This is a genomic window from Micromonospora sp. WMMA2032, assembly GCF_002688545.1.
Lineage (GTDB): Bacteria > Actinomycetota > Actinomycetes > Mycobacteriales > Micromonosporaceae > Micromonospora > Micromonospora sediminicola.
This window is the reverse complement of the sequence record NZ_CP024052.1, coordinates 1,411,404-1,425,048: the sequence shown is the minus strand read 5'-3', so window position 1 is coordinate 1,425,048 and position 13,645 is coordinate 1,411,404. Positions and strand designations below refer to the sequence as shown.

Here is a 13,645-nt window from a genome sequence, read left to right as displayed (position 1 = left end):
TCCCTGATGTCCTTCACGTCCGTCAGCCTACGTGCCGCCGCGGGAGCCGGCCCGTCGGCCGCGCCGGTCGCCCGGCCGGACCACCCGGGCGAACCGGACGAAGGGTACGCGGTGATCCGCCTGACACTATGTGGGATGCCCCCGTTGGTGTGACCGGGCCGTCCCCGCGCGCACTAACCTGGCCCTGTGCCTACTTCGTTGCGTGACCTGCTGGCGGACCGGATCCTGATCGCCGACGGCGCGATGGGGACGATGCTCCAGGCAGCCGACCTCACCCTGGACGACTTCGACGGCCTTGAGGGCTGCAACGAGATCCTCAACGTCACCCGGCCGGACGTGGTCCGCGGCGTGCACGAGGCCTACCTGGCCGCCGGCGCGGACTGCGTGGAGACCAACACGTTCGGGGCCAACCTGCCCAACCTCGCCGAGTACGGCATCGCCGAGCGGATCCGGGAGCTCTCCGAGGCGGGGGCGCGGATCGCCCGGGAGGCCGCCGACGCCTTCGCCACGCCGGAGCAGCCGCGTTTCGTGCTCGGCTCGATGGGGCCGGGCACCAAGCTGCCCACCCTGGGGCACGCGAGCTACGCCTCGCTGCGCGACGCGTACCAGGAGAACGCCGCCGGCCTGATCGCCGGCGGGGCGGACGCGCTGATCATCGAGACCTGCCAGGACCTGCTCCAGGTCAAGGCCGCGGTGGTCGGGTCGAAGCGGGCCCGGGATGCGGCGGGCCGGGACGTGCCGATCATCTGCCAGGTGGCGGTCGAGACCACCGGCACCATGCTGCTGGGCAGCGAGATCGGGGCGGCGCTGACCGCGATCGAGCCGCTCGGGGTCGACCTGATCGGGCTCAACTGCTCCACCGGCCCGGCCGAGATGGGCGAGCACCTGCGCTACCTGGCGCAGCACTCGCGTATCCCGGTGTCGGTGATGCCGAACGCCGGCCTGCCGGTGCTGACGGCCGACGGCGCCTACTTCCCGCTCGGCCCGGAGGAGATGGCCGACGCGCTGGAGCGGTTCGTCGACGACTACGGCGTCGGGCTGATCGGCGGCTGCTGCGGCACCACGCCGGAGCACATCCGGATGCTGGTGGAGCGCCTGGGCGGGCGCCGGCCGGCGGCCCGGGAGCCCCAGCCGGAGGCCGGCGTCTCCTCGATCTACCACCACGTGCCGTTCGCCCAGGACGCCAGCATCCTGATGGTGGGGGAGCGGACCAACGCCAACGGTTCGAAGGCGTTCCGCGAGGCGATGCTCGCCGGCGACTGGCAGGCCTGCGTGGAGATCGCCCGCAGCCAGGCCCGGGACGGCTCGCACCTGCTCGACCTCTGCGTCGACTACGTCGGGCGCGACGGCACGCAGGACATGCGGGAGCTGGCCGGTCGGTTCGCCACCGCGTCCACCCTGCCGATCATGCTGGACTCCACCGAGCCGGCGGTCATCGAGGCCGGGCTGGAGATGCTCGGCGGCCGGTGCGTGGTCAACTCGGTCAACTTCGAGGACGGCGATGGCCCCGACTCCCGCTACGCGCGGGTCATGCCGGTGGTCCGGGAGCACGGCGCCGCCGTCGTGGCGCTGCTCATCGACGAGGAGGGCCAGGCCCGTACGCGGGAGTGGAAGGTGCGGGTGGCCGCCCGCCTGATCGACGACCTGACCGGTCGGTGGGGGCTGCGCCGGGAGGACATCCTCATCGACGCGCTGACCTTCCCGATCGCCACCGGGCAGGAGGAGACCCGGCGCGACGGCATCGAGACGATCGAGGCGATCCGGGAGATCGCCGCCCGCTACCCGGGTGTCAACTTCACCGCCGGCATCTCCAACGTGTCGTTCGGTCTGAACCCGGCGGCCCGGCAGGTGCTCAACTCGGTGTTCCTGCACGAGTGCGCCCAGGCGGGCCTCAGCTCCGCGATCGTGCACGCCAGCAAGATCCTGCCGATGTCGAAGATCCCGGACGAGCAGCGGGAGGTGGCGCTGGACCTGGTCTACGACCGCCGCCGTGAGGGCTACGACCCGGTGCAGCGGTTCATCGAGGTCTTCGAGGGCGTGGACGCCTCGTCGGCGCGGGCCACCCGGGCCGAGGAGTTGGCCGCGCTGCCGCTGGACGAGCGACTCAAGCGGCGGATCGTCGACGGCGAGCGCAACGGCCTGGAGGCCGACCTGGACACCGCGATGGCCGAGGGGCGCACGCCGCTGTCCATCATCAACGACCTGCTGCTGGACGGCATGAAGGTGGTCGGCGAGCTGTTCGGCTCCGGGCAGATGCAGCTGCCGTTCGTGCTCCAGTCCGCCGAGGTGATGAAGACCGCGGTGGCGTATCTGGAGCCGCACATGGAGAAGACCGACGACGACGGAAAGGGTCGGATCGTGCTCGCCACCGTGAAGGGCGACGTGCACGACATCGGCAAGAACCTGGTCGACATCATCCTGTCCAACAACGGCTACGACGTGGTCAACATCGGCATCAAGCAGCCGATCGCCGCGATCCTCGACGCGGCCGAGGAGCACCGCGCCGACGCCATCGGCATGTCCGGGCTGCTGGTCAAGAGCACGGTCATCATGAAGGAGAACCTGGCCGAGATGGCCGAGCGGGGCGTCGCCGAGCGCTGGCCGGTGCTGCTCGGCGGGGCGGCGCTGACCCGGGCGTACGTCGAGGACGACCTGCGTTCGGTCTACCCGGGCCAGGTGCACTACGCGCGGGACGCGTTCGAGGGGCTGTCCCTGATGGACCGGGTGATGGCGGCCAAGCGGGGCGGCGCGCCGATGGTCGACCCGGAGCGGGAGGCCGCGCTGGCGGCCCGCCGGGAACGGCGCGAGCGGCAGCGGGCCATGGTCCGCGAGGCGCTGCCCGAGCTGGATGACGCCTCCGTGCGGTCCGACGTGGCCGTGGGGGTGGGCGTGCCCACCCCGCCGTTCTTCGGCACCCGGGTGGTCAAGGGTGTGCCGCTGGCCGACTACGCGGCGCTGCTCGACGAGCGGGCCACGTTCCTGGGCCAGTGGGGGCTGCGCGGCGCCCGGGGCGGCAAGGGCCCGTCGTACGAGGAGCTGGTGGAGACCGAGGGGCGGCCCCGGCTGCGCTACTGGCTGGACCGGCTCATCTCCGACCAGGTGCTGGAGGCGGCCGTGGTGTACGGCTACTTCCCGGCGTACTCCGAGGGCAACGACCTGGTGGTGCTGGACGAGAACGGGCACAGCGAGCGGGCCCGGTTCTCGTTCCCCCGGCAGCGGCAGGAACGCCGGCTGTGCCTGGCCGACTTCTTCCGGCCGCGGGGCGAGCAGCTCGACGTGGTGGCGTTGCAGCTGGTCACGGTCGGGCAGCCGATCAGCGAGTACACGGCGAAGATGTTCGCCGCCAACGAGTACCGCGACTACCTGGAGGTGCACGGCCTGTCGGTGCAGCTCACCGAGGCGCTCGCCGAGTACTGGCACCGGCGGATCCGGGCCGAGCTGGTGCTGCCCGGCGGCGGCACGGTCGCCGACGACGACCCGGCCGACCTGGCGGGTCTGCTGCGCACCGACTACCGGGGCTGCCGGTACGCGTTCGGCTATCCGGCCTGTCCGGACCTGGAGGACCGGGCGAAGATCGTGGAGCTGTTGGGCGCGGAGCGGATCGGGGTGCAGCTGTCGGAGGAGTTCCAGCTGGTGCCGGAGCAGGCCACCGACGCGATCGTCGTCCACCACCCGGAGGCGAGCTACTTCAACGCCAAGTGACGCCGTCACCCGGCTTGAGCTGCGCAAACACTTTCTCGATGGGCGTTCAGGCCGTGGTCAGGCCGTCGGGGCCGTGGGGCCCCGCCCGAAGCAGTGTCGATCGCCCAGCGGGTACGGTCCTCGCTGGTGGGCAGCAGGTGGGTGTAGACCCGCAGCGTGAAGCCGGGGTCGGCGTGGCCGAGGTGCAGGGACAGCGCCTCGGGTCTCAGGACGTGCGTGACAGATCAGGCTCAGGACGTGGGTGACACGTCGGGATGGATGATCGTCGGCCTCCGCGCTGACAGCTCCGTCAACGCATCGCTGGCCTCCAACCGAACAGACGCCTCTGGATGGTTGAGGTACGGCGTGATGATCGGCCGGGCGGCCGGGTCGTGTGTCAGGCCAAGGATGAGCAGCACATACCCGGTGAGTTCTGCCGACAGGTTGGGCAACAGCGGCGCCAGCGGCTGGAACACCGCCAGCGGTATCACGTACGTGGTGGCCGCGTGGGCGCAGGCGTTCAACGCTGACTCGCGCACACGCTCATCCGTCTCGGCGACGGTCAGCGCGACCAGCCGTGCCGTGGCGACCTCCGTGTCGTCCTGGTCGCCGGCGCAGCGTCGAAGGCAGTCGCCGACTTCATCGGCGCCGTGCTCACGGACCCGCGGATCGAGGTCGGTGAGGAGCGCCAGCGCCCTTCTCAGCGCCTCGCGCCCTGTGTCCCGGTCCTCATACTCGTACGGCACCATCTCATGATCCTGGGTGGAGCCGGCCCCAGGCATCGACTATCCGGGTCTGTTCGGCACATGGCTTGACGGAATGTCACGCAGGGTCGAAGTTCCAGTGAGGTGGCAGGGCACCATCGCAGAGAGCGCAGGCGAAGTCGTCGTCTCGCACGATGTTGCGTTGCCCGCAGGCTGTGCAACGTCTGAAGGTCAGTGCGGCGGTGAAGCCGCCTGGATGTGGGATGCCGAGACGATCGAGTGCTGCGGCGACTGCCGGCCAGCAGTCAGGGTCTGGGCAGTAGCCGGTCGACTGGTTACTGACCGCCTGGACGACGTATCCGGTGTTGCTCGCGGCGAAGGTGATCTCTCCGGCGGCCAGGACGTCCTGCCCGGCAGCACAGGCAACGTGCTCGCTTTGGCGGGGCGCGACCCGGAGCGTGCCATGACGGTCGACGACGAAGGTGGCAGGCTCGTCGAGCCCAGTCGCCCGCCGATCATCGAGCCACATATCGAGCGCGCTTGGTGTGTCGGCGACGACGATCCCCACCGGACCGACCTGTTGGGCCAAGATCTCTGGTGGTCCGACGTACCGATACCGCTTGAGCCGCGTCACGGCGCGAAGCTACCCACGCTGGCTCTTGGCCGTCTATCGAGATTGGTCCGCGGGTCTCAGGACGTGCGTGTCACGTCCGGCTAGACGATCTTGTCTGCCTCGGGCAGTTCATGTCGACAGAGTTGCGAACGGTACGTTTCAGCGAACGCGGTAGCACCACCCTCCCTGCGGCGGTGGAGCCCTTCTGTGCTGAGCTCGATACGTGAACTGGATCGACACGCGAGAGGTGCAGATGACGGACGAGCATGCCGGTCAGCAGGAGGGGCCGTCCGCGGAAGAACTCGCGAGCCGCACCAGGTGGTTTGAGCAGTACGTCGAGGCGTTGAACCAGCGATCTGTAGTGGCTGAAGCGGGGGGCGAACCGTACGCGTGTCCCTGCTGTCGGCACCCGACGCTTGAGGGGCGAGGTCAGTTCGAGATTTGCTTCGCCTGCGGCTGGGAGGACGACGGGCAGGATGACGAAGACGCTGACACGGTGCGAGGCGGCCCCAACGGTTCGCTCAGTCTGACGGATGCCCGGCGTGCCTACGCCGAACGGCCGGTCAGCCTGGCGGATGCGCGGCGTGCCTATGCCGAGCGACAAGCCCGTTGGGAAGAGCGCAGACGCCGCCGATCGGCGCCCAAGACGACGTGACGTGATTGGATCGCGGGCGGTTCGCTACGCTGGTAGCGGGACAGTCGCCCGAAGTTCCGCTTCGACGTCTGGCCGGCTGAACTACACCGTCGCGGATCGGACGATCAGTCGTCCACGTCGTACTCGGACTCCTCGACGAGACCTGCCACGAAGGTTTCGAAGTCGGGGGCGAGGACCGCGATCTGGTAGTTCCGCTCCTGGTCGACGTGTACGACGGCCGGCTCTCCTGGCGAGCGGTAGTCGAGGGCGATCATGTCGTGACCCGCCGATGGGCAGTCGGCCATGTAGATGCCGATGGCGGGGTAGCCCCATTCGGCTACCCAGAACGCACTGCCGAGCTCGCCGCAGAGGCTGAAGTCAGCAGTTCGACCGATCGCCGCGAGCGTGTACACGCCGACGTGGTCCCGAGCCCATGAGGTCCGGCTGGGTGCAGGATGGGCGTCACGGGCGAAGGCGCCGCCGTTGTGTCGACGAGCGAGGTCCACGTACGCGGCCGGCAACTGGTATCCAAGCTGCGCTTCCACCGCTCGTAGAGTCTCGTCGGTGAGCGGATCCTCAAAGGGACCGGATCCGTCGAAGACAGTTGCGGGATCGAGCACGGGTCGACGGTAGTCGGTTGGAGCCAGTCCCGCGGGCCCCGGTATGCCTTTGATGTTCGCGCAGCTCAAACGGGGGTTGGGTGCCCTTTGCCCGGCCGGCCTGGCACCCGGCGACAGGTCAACGCCAAGTGACGCCGTCACCGCGCCTGATCTGCGGGAACATTGCCTCGATGCTCTGGTGCCGGGACCGCACAGGGTCGCCCGGTTGGATGCCTCACAGGTTGTTGACGTAGAAGGTGGTGAGCCTTTCGACGGCGGCGTCGACGTATGCGGGCTCGTCGTACATCTCGTAGTGGCCGGCGCCGTCGATCACCATGAGGTCGACCGGGTTGGGGGCCAGTTTCCACAGCTGCATGCCGGTGTCGTAGGAGCCGGTGTTGCCGAGGCGTCCGGCGAGGATGACCTGCAGTGGCTGGGTCATGAGCTGATCGGCCAGGTGGAAGGCGTCATAGCCCAGCAGGAGGGAGTCGCTGCGCAGGAGGCGCCGGTTCGTGGAGTGTTCGTTACCGCCGCGCGCGGTGCGGTAGTAGGTGACGGCCTGAGTGGTGTCGATGTCGGTCAGGCCCGCTGCCGTGGCGTCCGCAAGGGTGTCGGGCAGCCAGTTCACGCGGGTCGTCTCGCCGGAGCGGGCCTCTTCGGTCCGTGCGTCCGCGAGGGCGTCGAGTGCTGCGGCCGGACCGTCGGGGGAGGAGCTGCGGAACGCGGCGCCGATGTCGACGGGGACGACCGTGCCGACCGCTTTGATGCGGTGATCAGTGCGGGCGGTGTGCACGGCGTAGCCCCCACCGGCGCAGATGCCGAGGACGCCGATGCGCCGCGGGTCGATGCCGGGGGTCGCGGTGAGCGTGTCGATGGCGTAGGAGATGTCCTCACCTCGGCGGTAGGGGTCTTCGAGGTCGCGGGGCTCGCCCTCGCTCTGGCCCTGATGGGCGGGGTCGAGGACGAGCGCGGCGATGCCCCGGGCGGCGAGACGGGAGGCGTAGTTGGCGCCGATCTGCTCCTTCACGCTGCTGCCCGGGGTGGAGAGCACCACGGCGCGCAGCGGTGCGCTGCCGTCGGCGCTGTCGGGCAGGTGGAGATCCGCGGCGAGGCTGATGGGACCGCGCCGGATCGTGAGGTGCTGAATCATGCTCGGCTTCCTTCGTGAGACTGTTGTTCCATGGAAGTCCAGTACAATGTAAATCTTGTACGATCTGAAACTAATACGAAACTGTACCACAGGGGGATGGAGGGACCGCATGCCGGTCGACGGGGCGCAGCTGTGGACGCTGAACCAGCGGCTGCTGGCAGTCGTGATGGACGCCTGCACGGAGGAGCTGGCCGAGCTCGGGCTGGAGACGAAGGAGTTCTTCGTCCTGGCCGAGGTGGAGGCATCGCCGTACCCGGCCGAGATCGCCACGGCACTGCTGCTGCCCAAGGCGAGCGTGACGGTCTACGTGCGCAACCTCGTCGCCAAGGGCTTCATCCGCCGCGAGATCGACGAGGCGGACCTGCGGCGTCACCGGCTCGTACTGACCGGCGAGGGCACGAAAGCACGCGATCGAGCACTTGCAGCCCTCGCAGCGGAGTACGACCGCAGGTTGGCGAGGGTCACCCCCCAGGACCGCACGGAGTTGCAGCGCATCCTCAAGGAGATGCTCTCGCCCGCATGAGTCCATGGTCACGAGCGGTTCGTCTGCCCGGTGAGCCCCTGCTCGCCGGTGCGGTGACCGCGTAGATTCGTCGGCCCGGACGACCGCCCCGGCGAACCTTCCCGGTCAGAGCACCAGCCCACGTCGCAGGGCGTCGTCGACTCCGGACAATAGGATCCGGATGTGGCGACGGCGGTGGCGAGGCTGGCCCTTATCGGGCCACCCGGCGCGGAGACGGCCGAGGTGGCGTACCGCCTCGCCGGCCGGCTCGGCGTCCCCTCGATCTCCATGGTGGACGCGGTGCAGTCAGCGGTGCGTACGGGATCGGCGCTGGGCGACGAGCTGCGTCGATTCATGAACGCCGGGCAGGCGCCACCGCTCGAGCTGGTCGTCGCGATCGTACGGCGCCGGCTCGGCGAGCCTGACGCGGTCGACGGCTTCGTCTTCTGGACGGAGTCTCCGGTGCTGGCGGTGTTGCGGGCGCTGGAGACGTCGGGGTTCCACGTGGTCGAGCTGGTCCTGGCCGATGCCGAGGCGGCCCGGCGGTTGACGGGGCGCCGCCTGTGCCGGGGCTGCGGCAGGGTCTGGCACGTCAAGTCGGCGCCGACGCAGGTCGACGGTGTCTGCGACCGCTGCGGTAGCGGGTTGGTCCATCGCGAGGACGATCGCCCTGCGGCCGTCGCCCGCCAACTGGGCGTCCACCACCTGCACAGCGCTCCCGTGCTGGCCCGCTACCGCTTCGCGGGTTCCCTGATCAGCGTCGACGCCGCCCGGCCGGCGGAGGAGATCACCACCGAACTGGCCGGTCGACTCGCGCGGAGTTGACCGAACGCGTGGGTCGGGCCGAGACGGCGCCAGCCCTCTGCTGACGATCGGTGTCCACGCCGCGTCCGCTAGAAGATCTCGAGCTGGCCGGGGTACGGAGTGGGCGGATCCGGTTCCGGCAGGAGCTCCGCGGCCTCGGCGGCGAGACGGTCGATCGTCTCGACGGGCATGGAGAAGGCGATGTGCCAGGTCTCGTCGTCGTGGCCGATCAGGGCGGTGACGGTGTCGTCGTTGATGGCCCAGTGCACCGGTATGCCGGCGGCGTCGCCGATCTGCAGTGCGCGTCGAGCGGACCAGTCGGCCTGGCGGATGGACCGCAGGCGCGCGAGTTCGCTGAGGTGGGCCCAGAAGTGGAACTCCCACGTGGGCGTCTGCAGCATCACCACCACGACGGCGGGATCGTCACCGCTACGATCTATCGACACGCCGGCCATCGGGCAAGGATGACAGACCGGCCGACGGGCTGGTGGCGGGGCGAGGGTCGGGCGTGGCCCCGCCGGATGGCACGATGCGTATGGTGAGTTGGGCTTTGCAGGTCATGCCGCTGCACCTCGCGGCCGCAGACGGCGTAATCGACTGGGCCGCCGACATCGATCCGTCCCTCGCGCTGCCCGAGGAGCCCTCGGTGGCCCGCGAGCTGCCGACGGTGGCGCAGGTCCTGTCCGCGTTCCGGGAGGCCGGCTGTCACGGCGTGTCGTGGTCCCGGGTCGCCGGACACGATCCGGTCCGTGATCTTCCGGGCTGCCCGGCCCCTGCCACCTGTGCGTCGACGGGGGGCCCGGACCTGGGCGAGGTCAGTCTGGGCGTCGACGGCGCGGACGGTGACGAACCGGTGGGGTTGGACCGCCCCGTGCGTGACGTCAGGTTCCGCAAGCCGTCCGGCACCGCGGTGCTGGCCGCGGCGGTGGCGCTGGCGGCGCGGGCGGGCCCGCTGCTGGTGTTCGACGACGGCATGGAGCACCTGTTCGTGGTGTCGCCCGGCGACGAACCGGCCGACCTGGCTCGACGCTGGCCCTGGTAACCGCGCGACGGAGGTCCGGCCGGCTGCTCTCGCAGAGGCTGTGGTCGACGGCGAAGCGGGCGCCGACCGGCCCGTACGGCGCGACCACCTCGTCGCCGTCGGCTGTCCGCAGGTAGTAGGTCAGGGTGTCGACGGCACCCGCCGGCAGGATCGCGCCCACGCCGACGGCGAGGTTGCCGGCGAGCCAGACCGACGCGACCGACAGCGGGTGGCGGTCGAACGCGCGTCGCGTCGGGCCGGCTGTTGCGCCGGTGGCGTTCGCGCGGAATGGAGGCGGTCTACCGCTCACAGCGCCGTGCCCCGGGCCCGGGCGGCGTCCGTCAGCGGTTGGCGGACCTGCCTCGGCAGGCCGTCCAGGATGTGCCGGCGGCGCTCGACGGGCATCCCCGCCGCGAGCACGGCCCCCCATTGTGCGGGCATCTCGGTCAGCAGGCGCCGTACCTGTTCGTCGCCGAGGCGGGCGACCACGGCGGCGGCCCGCGCCGGTGGCAGCCAGGCCAGCACCGTCGCCTGGCGGGGCGTCGGCATCGCCTCGACGAAGACCTGCACGTCGGCGGGTACGTGGTCGAAGAGCATCTTGTCGCTGAGGATCGCGGCCACCCGGGCGGGCTCCATGGCGGACAGCGTGGCGTAGAGCCAGGCGCTGCCGAGGTGGGCCTCCAGCTGAACGACGTCGTCGGCAGTGGCCGTGGCCAGCTCGGCGGCGGCGTCCTTCGGGGACAGGCGGCCGATCCGCAGGGGCCGGTGCAGGAGGTCCGCCCGTCGCGGCGACATCGCCGCCAGCACCGCCTCGGCCCGCTCCGGCGGCATCCGCACCAGGAACTTAACCCCCTGCGACAGGCCGTGGTCGAGCAACCCGGCCACCCAGGGCTGGAGGGCTCGGGACAGCAGGTCGCTGGCCCGGGTCTCGTCGAGCTGGTTGACCACCAGGACGGCGGCCCCGGCCGGAAGCGCGGACACCTCGGCGAGTGCCCGGTCGTCCGGCACGGCGGCCAGGTCAGCGGCCATCCGGCGCGCGGCGTGACTGCGCGCGGCTCCGACGCGCCTGGCCCACAACTCCCGGTTGCGCCGGGGCAGGTGGTCCGTGTCGGCCGGAGAAGGCCACGACAGGGCGAGCACCCGCGCGGCGGGAAGACACCGCAGCACGGTGTCCGCCGTCGTCCAGGACTCGAGGTGCAGGACCCCGGAGAGCCGGTCGTCCGACATCTCGCCCAACAGCGCGGCCGCCCGGTCCGGCGGCATCCCGTCGAGCAGCCCCGGTACCCGGTCCAGCGGGATCTCCACCAGCAGGTCGGCGGCCCGTGCGGCCGGCATCGCGCCGAGGACGTGGACCGCCAGCTCCTGGGGGAGCAGGACCAGCCGCTTCGCGGCCAGCCCTTCGTCCATGCCGGCCAACAGCGCCGCGCACCGGTCGCGGGGCAGCGCGGCGAGACGCCGTGCGGCGGACGCCTCGTCCATCTCCGCGAGGACCCAGCAGGCGTCGTCCTGGCTCATCGTCATGAGCTGGTCGACCGACTGCTGGACCGGCATGGTCGCCAGCCGCTGCGCGGCCGAGCGCGCCTGCCCGGCGTCGACGTAGATGGTGCCCTGCGCCACCTGGTAGATCCGCGCGCCGTCCTGCGCGGCGGCGTTCATCTCGACCCGGTCGGCGCCGGTCGGGCCCGTCTCGTCAGCCATCGCCCCGCACGTGGAGGTCGCCCTGCCCCACCTGGTAGATCCGGCTGTGGTCGCTGGCCGTGGCCCGCTGGGTCACGTCGCCCCGCCACGTCCGGCCGGTCGCCCGCAGGGCGGGAACGAGGTCGTCGTCCAGGAGGCGCCGCAGGGCGACGGCGGCCTCCGGGTCGTGCGTCAGAAGACGGCGGAGTCGATGCTGCCACTGCTGGGCCAGCTCTGCCTCCAGGGCGGAGCGGTCCTCTTCGGAGGCGGCGACGAGATCCGCGCGGGTGTCCACCAGTTCGGCCTCGACGACCTCGGCGCGTTCCGGATGGAAGCGGCGCCAGACGGTGTCGACAGCCGACTTCGCCGTCGACCACGCGTCGGTGGCCAGCAGCGCGACGACGGTCGTGCCCGCGGTGTTGGCCAGGGCCCACAGCTGCGGATCCACGCGGAGACTCCCCACTGTCGACGACGGCCGTCGATCCAGCGTAGAGGACCCACGCCGCACCGGTGGGGCAGCGGACCCGGCAAGCCGACGTAAGGGGATGCGCGACGTGCCGGTTCCGGACCTCGGACCCTGACGAAAGTGAGGGTGCGGGCCTGCCGTCCGGGCGGTGCGCCGGAGCGTTGACCGTCCCTACCGTCTCCCGATGACCTCTTCTCGCAGGCTGATGCTGGCCGTGCTGATCCTCACCGTCGGCGCCGGGGCCGTGGCGGCGCTCGCTCCGGGTGGCCTCGGCGACCCCCAGCCGGAGGTGGTGACCGAAGGCGTCTCGGCCGACCTGTACCGCGCCGTCGTCGGGGTGCCGGCGGGGGTCGTCCGCCTCGGTGAGCACGCGGCGCTCGGCGCGCCGCTGCTCCTCCTCGCCGCGCTCGCGTGGGTCGGCTGGGTCGGACGGCGGCGGCGCACCGGAGCGACCGCCGTCGTCGCGCTCACGGGCGCGGGTGCCGTCCTGGCGTACGTCACGAGCGAGGCGCTCAAGCTCGTCGTGGATCAGGAGCGGCCCTGTCGGGCCATCGCCGACGTACCGGGCTGGGTGCCGTGTCCGCCGGCCGGGGACTGGTCGTTCCCCAGCAACCACTCGACCGTCGCCGGCGCCCTCGCGACCGGGTTGGTGCTGGCCGCGCCCCGGCTGGCCGGGTTCGCGGTGCCGGCCGGCCTGCTCGCCGCGGCGGCGCGCGTGGTCGCCGGAGTGCACTACCCGCACGACGTCGTCGCCGGGCTGCTCCTGGGCACGGCGGTCACCGCGGCGGTCGTGGTGCTGCTGACGCCCGCCGTGCATCGACCGGTCGGCTCCACCCGTGACCGATGCGCTCCGGAGCGGCCGGCGCGGTGACGGCGGACGCCGGGCTAGCGCAGCCGACGGTGCAGCCAGGTCACCACCAGTTCGTCGAAGCCGGGCGCCCGCGTGCCCCGTACCCGGATGCCGTGGTCGGCGTCAGGGAAGACCACGACCGTGTGGTCGGCGTGACCGGTCCCGCCGAGGATGCGCTCCAGGGCCCGTACGCTCGCCTCGACCGGCACCTGCACGTCGTCCGCGCCGAAGATCGCCAGCACCGGGCAGCGCAGGGCGGCCAGCGCCGGCTCCGGGTCGTGGTCGGCGATGCCGGCGAGGAAGCCGATCGTCGCGGGCGAGGCACCGGCGAGCAGTGGGTACCAGGGTGCGTCGTGCCAGCTCGCCTGTGCGGTGTGGACGTCGGCAGGGTCGTCGCCGGCGCGGACCCGGTGCACCTGCTCGCGCAGCAGCACCGTCGCCTGTCGCACGTCGTCGTCGGAGAAGCCCGCCGCGGGCAGTTGGTGCCGGAGCCGGTATTCCTCCTGCGGCACCAGCCCCACCGCCGGACCGGACACGATCACCACGGCGGCGACGGCGGCGGGGGAGAGGGACGCGGCGAGCGGCGCGACCCAGCCGCCCTGGCTGCCGCCGACCAGCGCGACGGCGTGCGGAAGCACCTGCGCCCGCGTCCGCAGCGCGCCCACCGCGGCCAGCGTCTCGCCGGCCCGGTCGGTCAGCGTCTGCCGGGTCCAGTCCCCGGTGGAGGCCCCGGAGCCGGGCTTGTCGTAGGCGAGGCTCGCGAAGCCGGCGGCGGCCAGCCGGGTCTGCCAGTCGCGTTGGTCGCGCCCGCCGGGCCCGGAGCCCTCGACGAACACGACCGCCGGGTACGGCCCGGGCCAGGGCGGCCGGACCAGGTCGCCGACCAGGGTGTCGTCGCCGTGGCGGAACGTCAGTTCCCCCACCTCGGGCAGGAACAGCACCGC

The 13,645-nt window shown here is 71.5% G+C and carries 14 protein-coding genes; 6 read left to right on the top strand and 8 right to left on the bottom strand.

The window, feature by feature from the left end; all coding sequences use genetic code 11:
• The first annotated feature begins 198 nt into the window (after positions 1-198).
• Entirely contained in the window at positions 199-3,702 is a 3,504-nt protein-coding gene (gene metH / locus CO540_RS05895; RefSeq protein ID WP_099161242.1) for a methionine synthase, read from the top strand.
• A gap of 230 nt (positions 3,703-3,932) precedes the next feature.
• On the opposite strand, the gene CO540_RS05890 is transcribed toward metH, so the two are convergent.
• On the bottom strand, positions 3,933-4,430 hold the full coding sequence (locus tag CO540_RS05890; protein ID WP_157779061.1) for a HEAT repeat domain-containing protein: 498 nt from the start codon (positions 4,428-4,430) through the stop codon (positions 3,933-3,935).
• A 73-nt stretch (positions 4,431-4,503) separates the two neighbouring features.
• Entirely contained in the window at positions 4,504-5,019 is a 516-nt protein-coding gene (locus CO540_RS05885; RefSeq protein ID WP_099161240.1) for a hypothetical protein, read from the bottom strand.
• A gap of 202 nt (positions 5,020-5,221) precedes the next feature.
• Here CO540_RS05885 and CO540_RS05880 point away from each other — a divergent pair, with 202 nt between their 5' ends.
• Complete coding sequence (locus tag CO540_RS05880; protein WP_253866490.1) at positions 5,222-5,653, top strand: CPCC family cysteine-rich protein; 432 nt, start codon at positions 5,222-5,224, stop codon at positions 5,651-5,653.
• Between the two features lie 104 nt (positions 5,654-5,757).
• Here CO540_RS05880 and CO540_RS05875 read toward each other — a convergent pair whose 3' ends face one another.
• Together CO540_RS05875 and CO540_RS05870 are read right to left on the bottom strand one after the other, a co-directional pair.
• Positions 5,758-6,252, bottom strand: a complete 495-nt coding sequence (locus tag CO540_RS05875) for an SMI1/KNR4 family protein (RefSeq protein WP_099161239.1) — start codon at positions 6,250-6,252, stop codon at positions 5,758-5,760.
• A gap of 214 nt (positions 6,253-6,466) precedes the next feature.
• Positions 6,467-7,381 (bottom strand): alpha/beta hydrolase, encoded by a 915-nt coding sequence (locus CO540_RS05870; protein WP_099161238.1) that lies wholly within the window; start codon positions 7,379-7,381, stop codon positions 6,467-6,469.
• Positions 7,382-7,490: 109 nt separating this feature from the next.
• On the opposite strand from CO540_RS05870, the gene CO540_RS05865 reads away from it, so the two are divergent.
• Together CO540_RS05865 and CO540_RS05860 are read left to right on the top strand one after the other, a co-directional pair.
• Positions 7,491-7,904 (top strand): MarR family winged helix-turn-helix transcriptional regulator, encoded by a 414-nt coding sequence (locus tag CO540_RS05865; RefSeq protein WP_099161237.1) that lies wholly within the window; start codon positions 7,491-7,493, stop codon positions 7,902-7,904.
• Between the two features lie 162 nt (positions 7,905-8,066).
• Entirely contained in the window at positions 8,067-8,708 is a 642-nt protein-coding gene (locus tag CO540_RS05860; protein ID WP_099161236.1) for a nucleoside monophosphate kinase, read from the top strand.
• Between the two features lie 68 nt (positions 8,709-8,776).
• On the opposite strand, the gene CO540_RS05855 is transcribed toward CO540_RS05860, so the two are convergent.
• Entirely contained in the window at positions 8,777-9,142 is a 366-nt protein-coding gene (locus CO540_RS05855; RefSeq protein WP_157779060.1) for a hypothetical protein, read from the bottom strand.
• An 83-nt stretch (positions 9,143-9,225) separates the two neighbouring features.
• Here CO540_RS05855 and CO540_RS05850 point away from each other — a divergent pair, with 83 nt between their 5' ends.
• The gene (locus tag CO540_RS05850; RefSeq protein ID WP_157779059.1) at positions 9,226-9,729 is read left to right on the top strand and encodes a hypothetical protein; all 504 of its coding nucleotides are present in this window, start codon (positions 9,226-9,228) and stop codon (positions 9,727-9,729) included.
• 285 nt (positions 9,730-10,014) lie between these two features.
• Here CO540_RS05850 and CO540_RS05845 read toward each other — a convergent pair whose 3' ends face one another.
• Together CO540_RS05845 and CO540_RS05840 are read right to left on the bottom strand one after the other, a co-directional pair.
• Complete coding sequence (locus CO540_RS05845; protein WP_099161233.1) at positions 10,015-11,406, bottom strand: magnesium transporter MgtE N-terminal domain-containing protein; 1,392 nt, start codon at positions 11,404-11,406, stop codon at positions 10,015-10,017.
• Positions 11,399-11,833, bottom strand: a complete 435-nt coding sequence (locus tag CO540_RS05840; RefSeq protein ID WP_099161232.1) for a hypothetical protein — start codon at positions 11,831-11,833, stop codon at positions 11,399-11,401. Before CO540_RS05840 ends, CO540_RS05845 begins: the two co-directional genes overlap by 8 nt.
• Before the next feature lie 202 nt (positions 11,834-12,035).
• On the opposite strand from CO540_RS05840, the gene CO540_RS05835 reads away from it, so the two are divergent.
• The gene (locus tag CO540_RS05835; protein ID WP_253866488.1) at positions 12,036-12,722 is read left to right on the top strand and encodes a phosphatase PAP2 family protein; all 687 of its coding nucleotides are present in this window, start codon (positions 12,036-12,038) and stop codon (positions 12,720-12,722) included.
• A gap of 14 nt (positions 12,723-12,736) precedes the next feature.
• Here CO540_RS05835 and CO540_RS05830 read toward each other — a convergent pair whose 3' ends face one another.
• Positions 12,737-13,642 (bottom strand): S9 family peptidase, encoded by a 906-nt coding sequence (locus tag CO540_RS05830; protein WP_157779058.1) that lies wholly within the window; start codon positions 13,640-13,642, stop codon positions 12,737-12,739.
• Between the last annotated feature and the right edge of the window lie 3 nt (positions 13,643-13,645).

Excerpts from the sequence above, each read along its gene's own strand:
- CO540_RS05890 (WP_157779061.1), bottom strand. The coding sequence starts at position 4,430 with ATGGTGCCGTACGAGTATGAGGACCGGGACACAGGGCGCGAGGCGCTG.
- CO540_RS05865 (WP_099161237.1), top strand. The coding sequence starts at position 7,491 with ATGCCGGTCGACGGGGCGCAGCTGTGGACGCTGAACCAGCGGCTGCTG.
- CO540_RS05870 (WP_099161238.1), bottom strand. The coding sequence starts at position 7,381 with ATGATTCAGCACCTCACGATCCGGCGCGGTCCCATCAGCCTCGCCGCG.
- CO540_RS05845 (WP_099161233.1), bottom strand. The coding sequence starts at position 11,406 with ATGGCTGACGAGACGGGCCCGACCGGCGCCGACCGGGTCGAGATGAAC.
- CO540_RS05835 (WP_253866488.1), top strand. The coding sequence starts at position 12,036 with ATGACCTCTTCTCGCAGGCTGATGCTGGCCGTGCTGATCCTCACCGTC.
- CO540_RS05855 (WP_157779060.1), bottom strand. The coding sequence starts at position 9,142 with ATGGCCGGCGTGTCGATAGATCGTAGCGGTGACGATCCCGCCGTCGTG.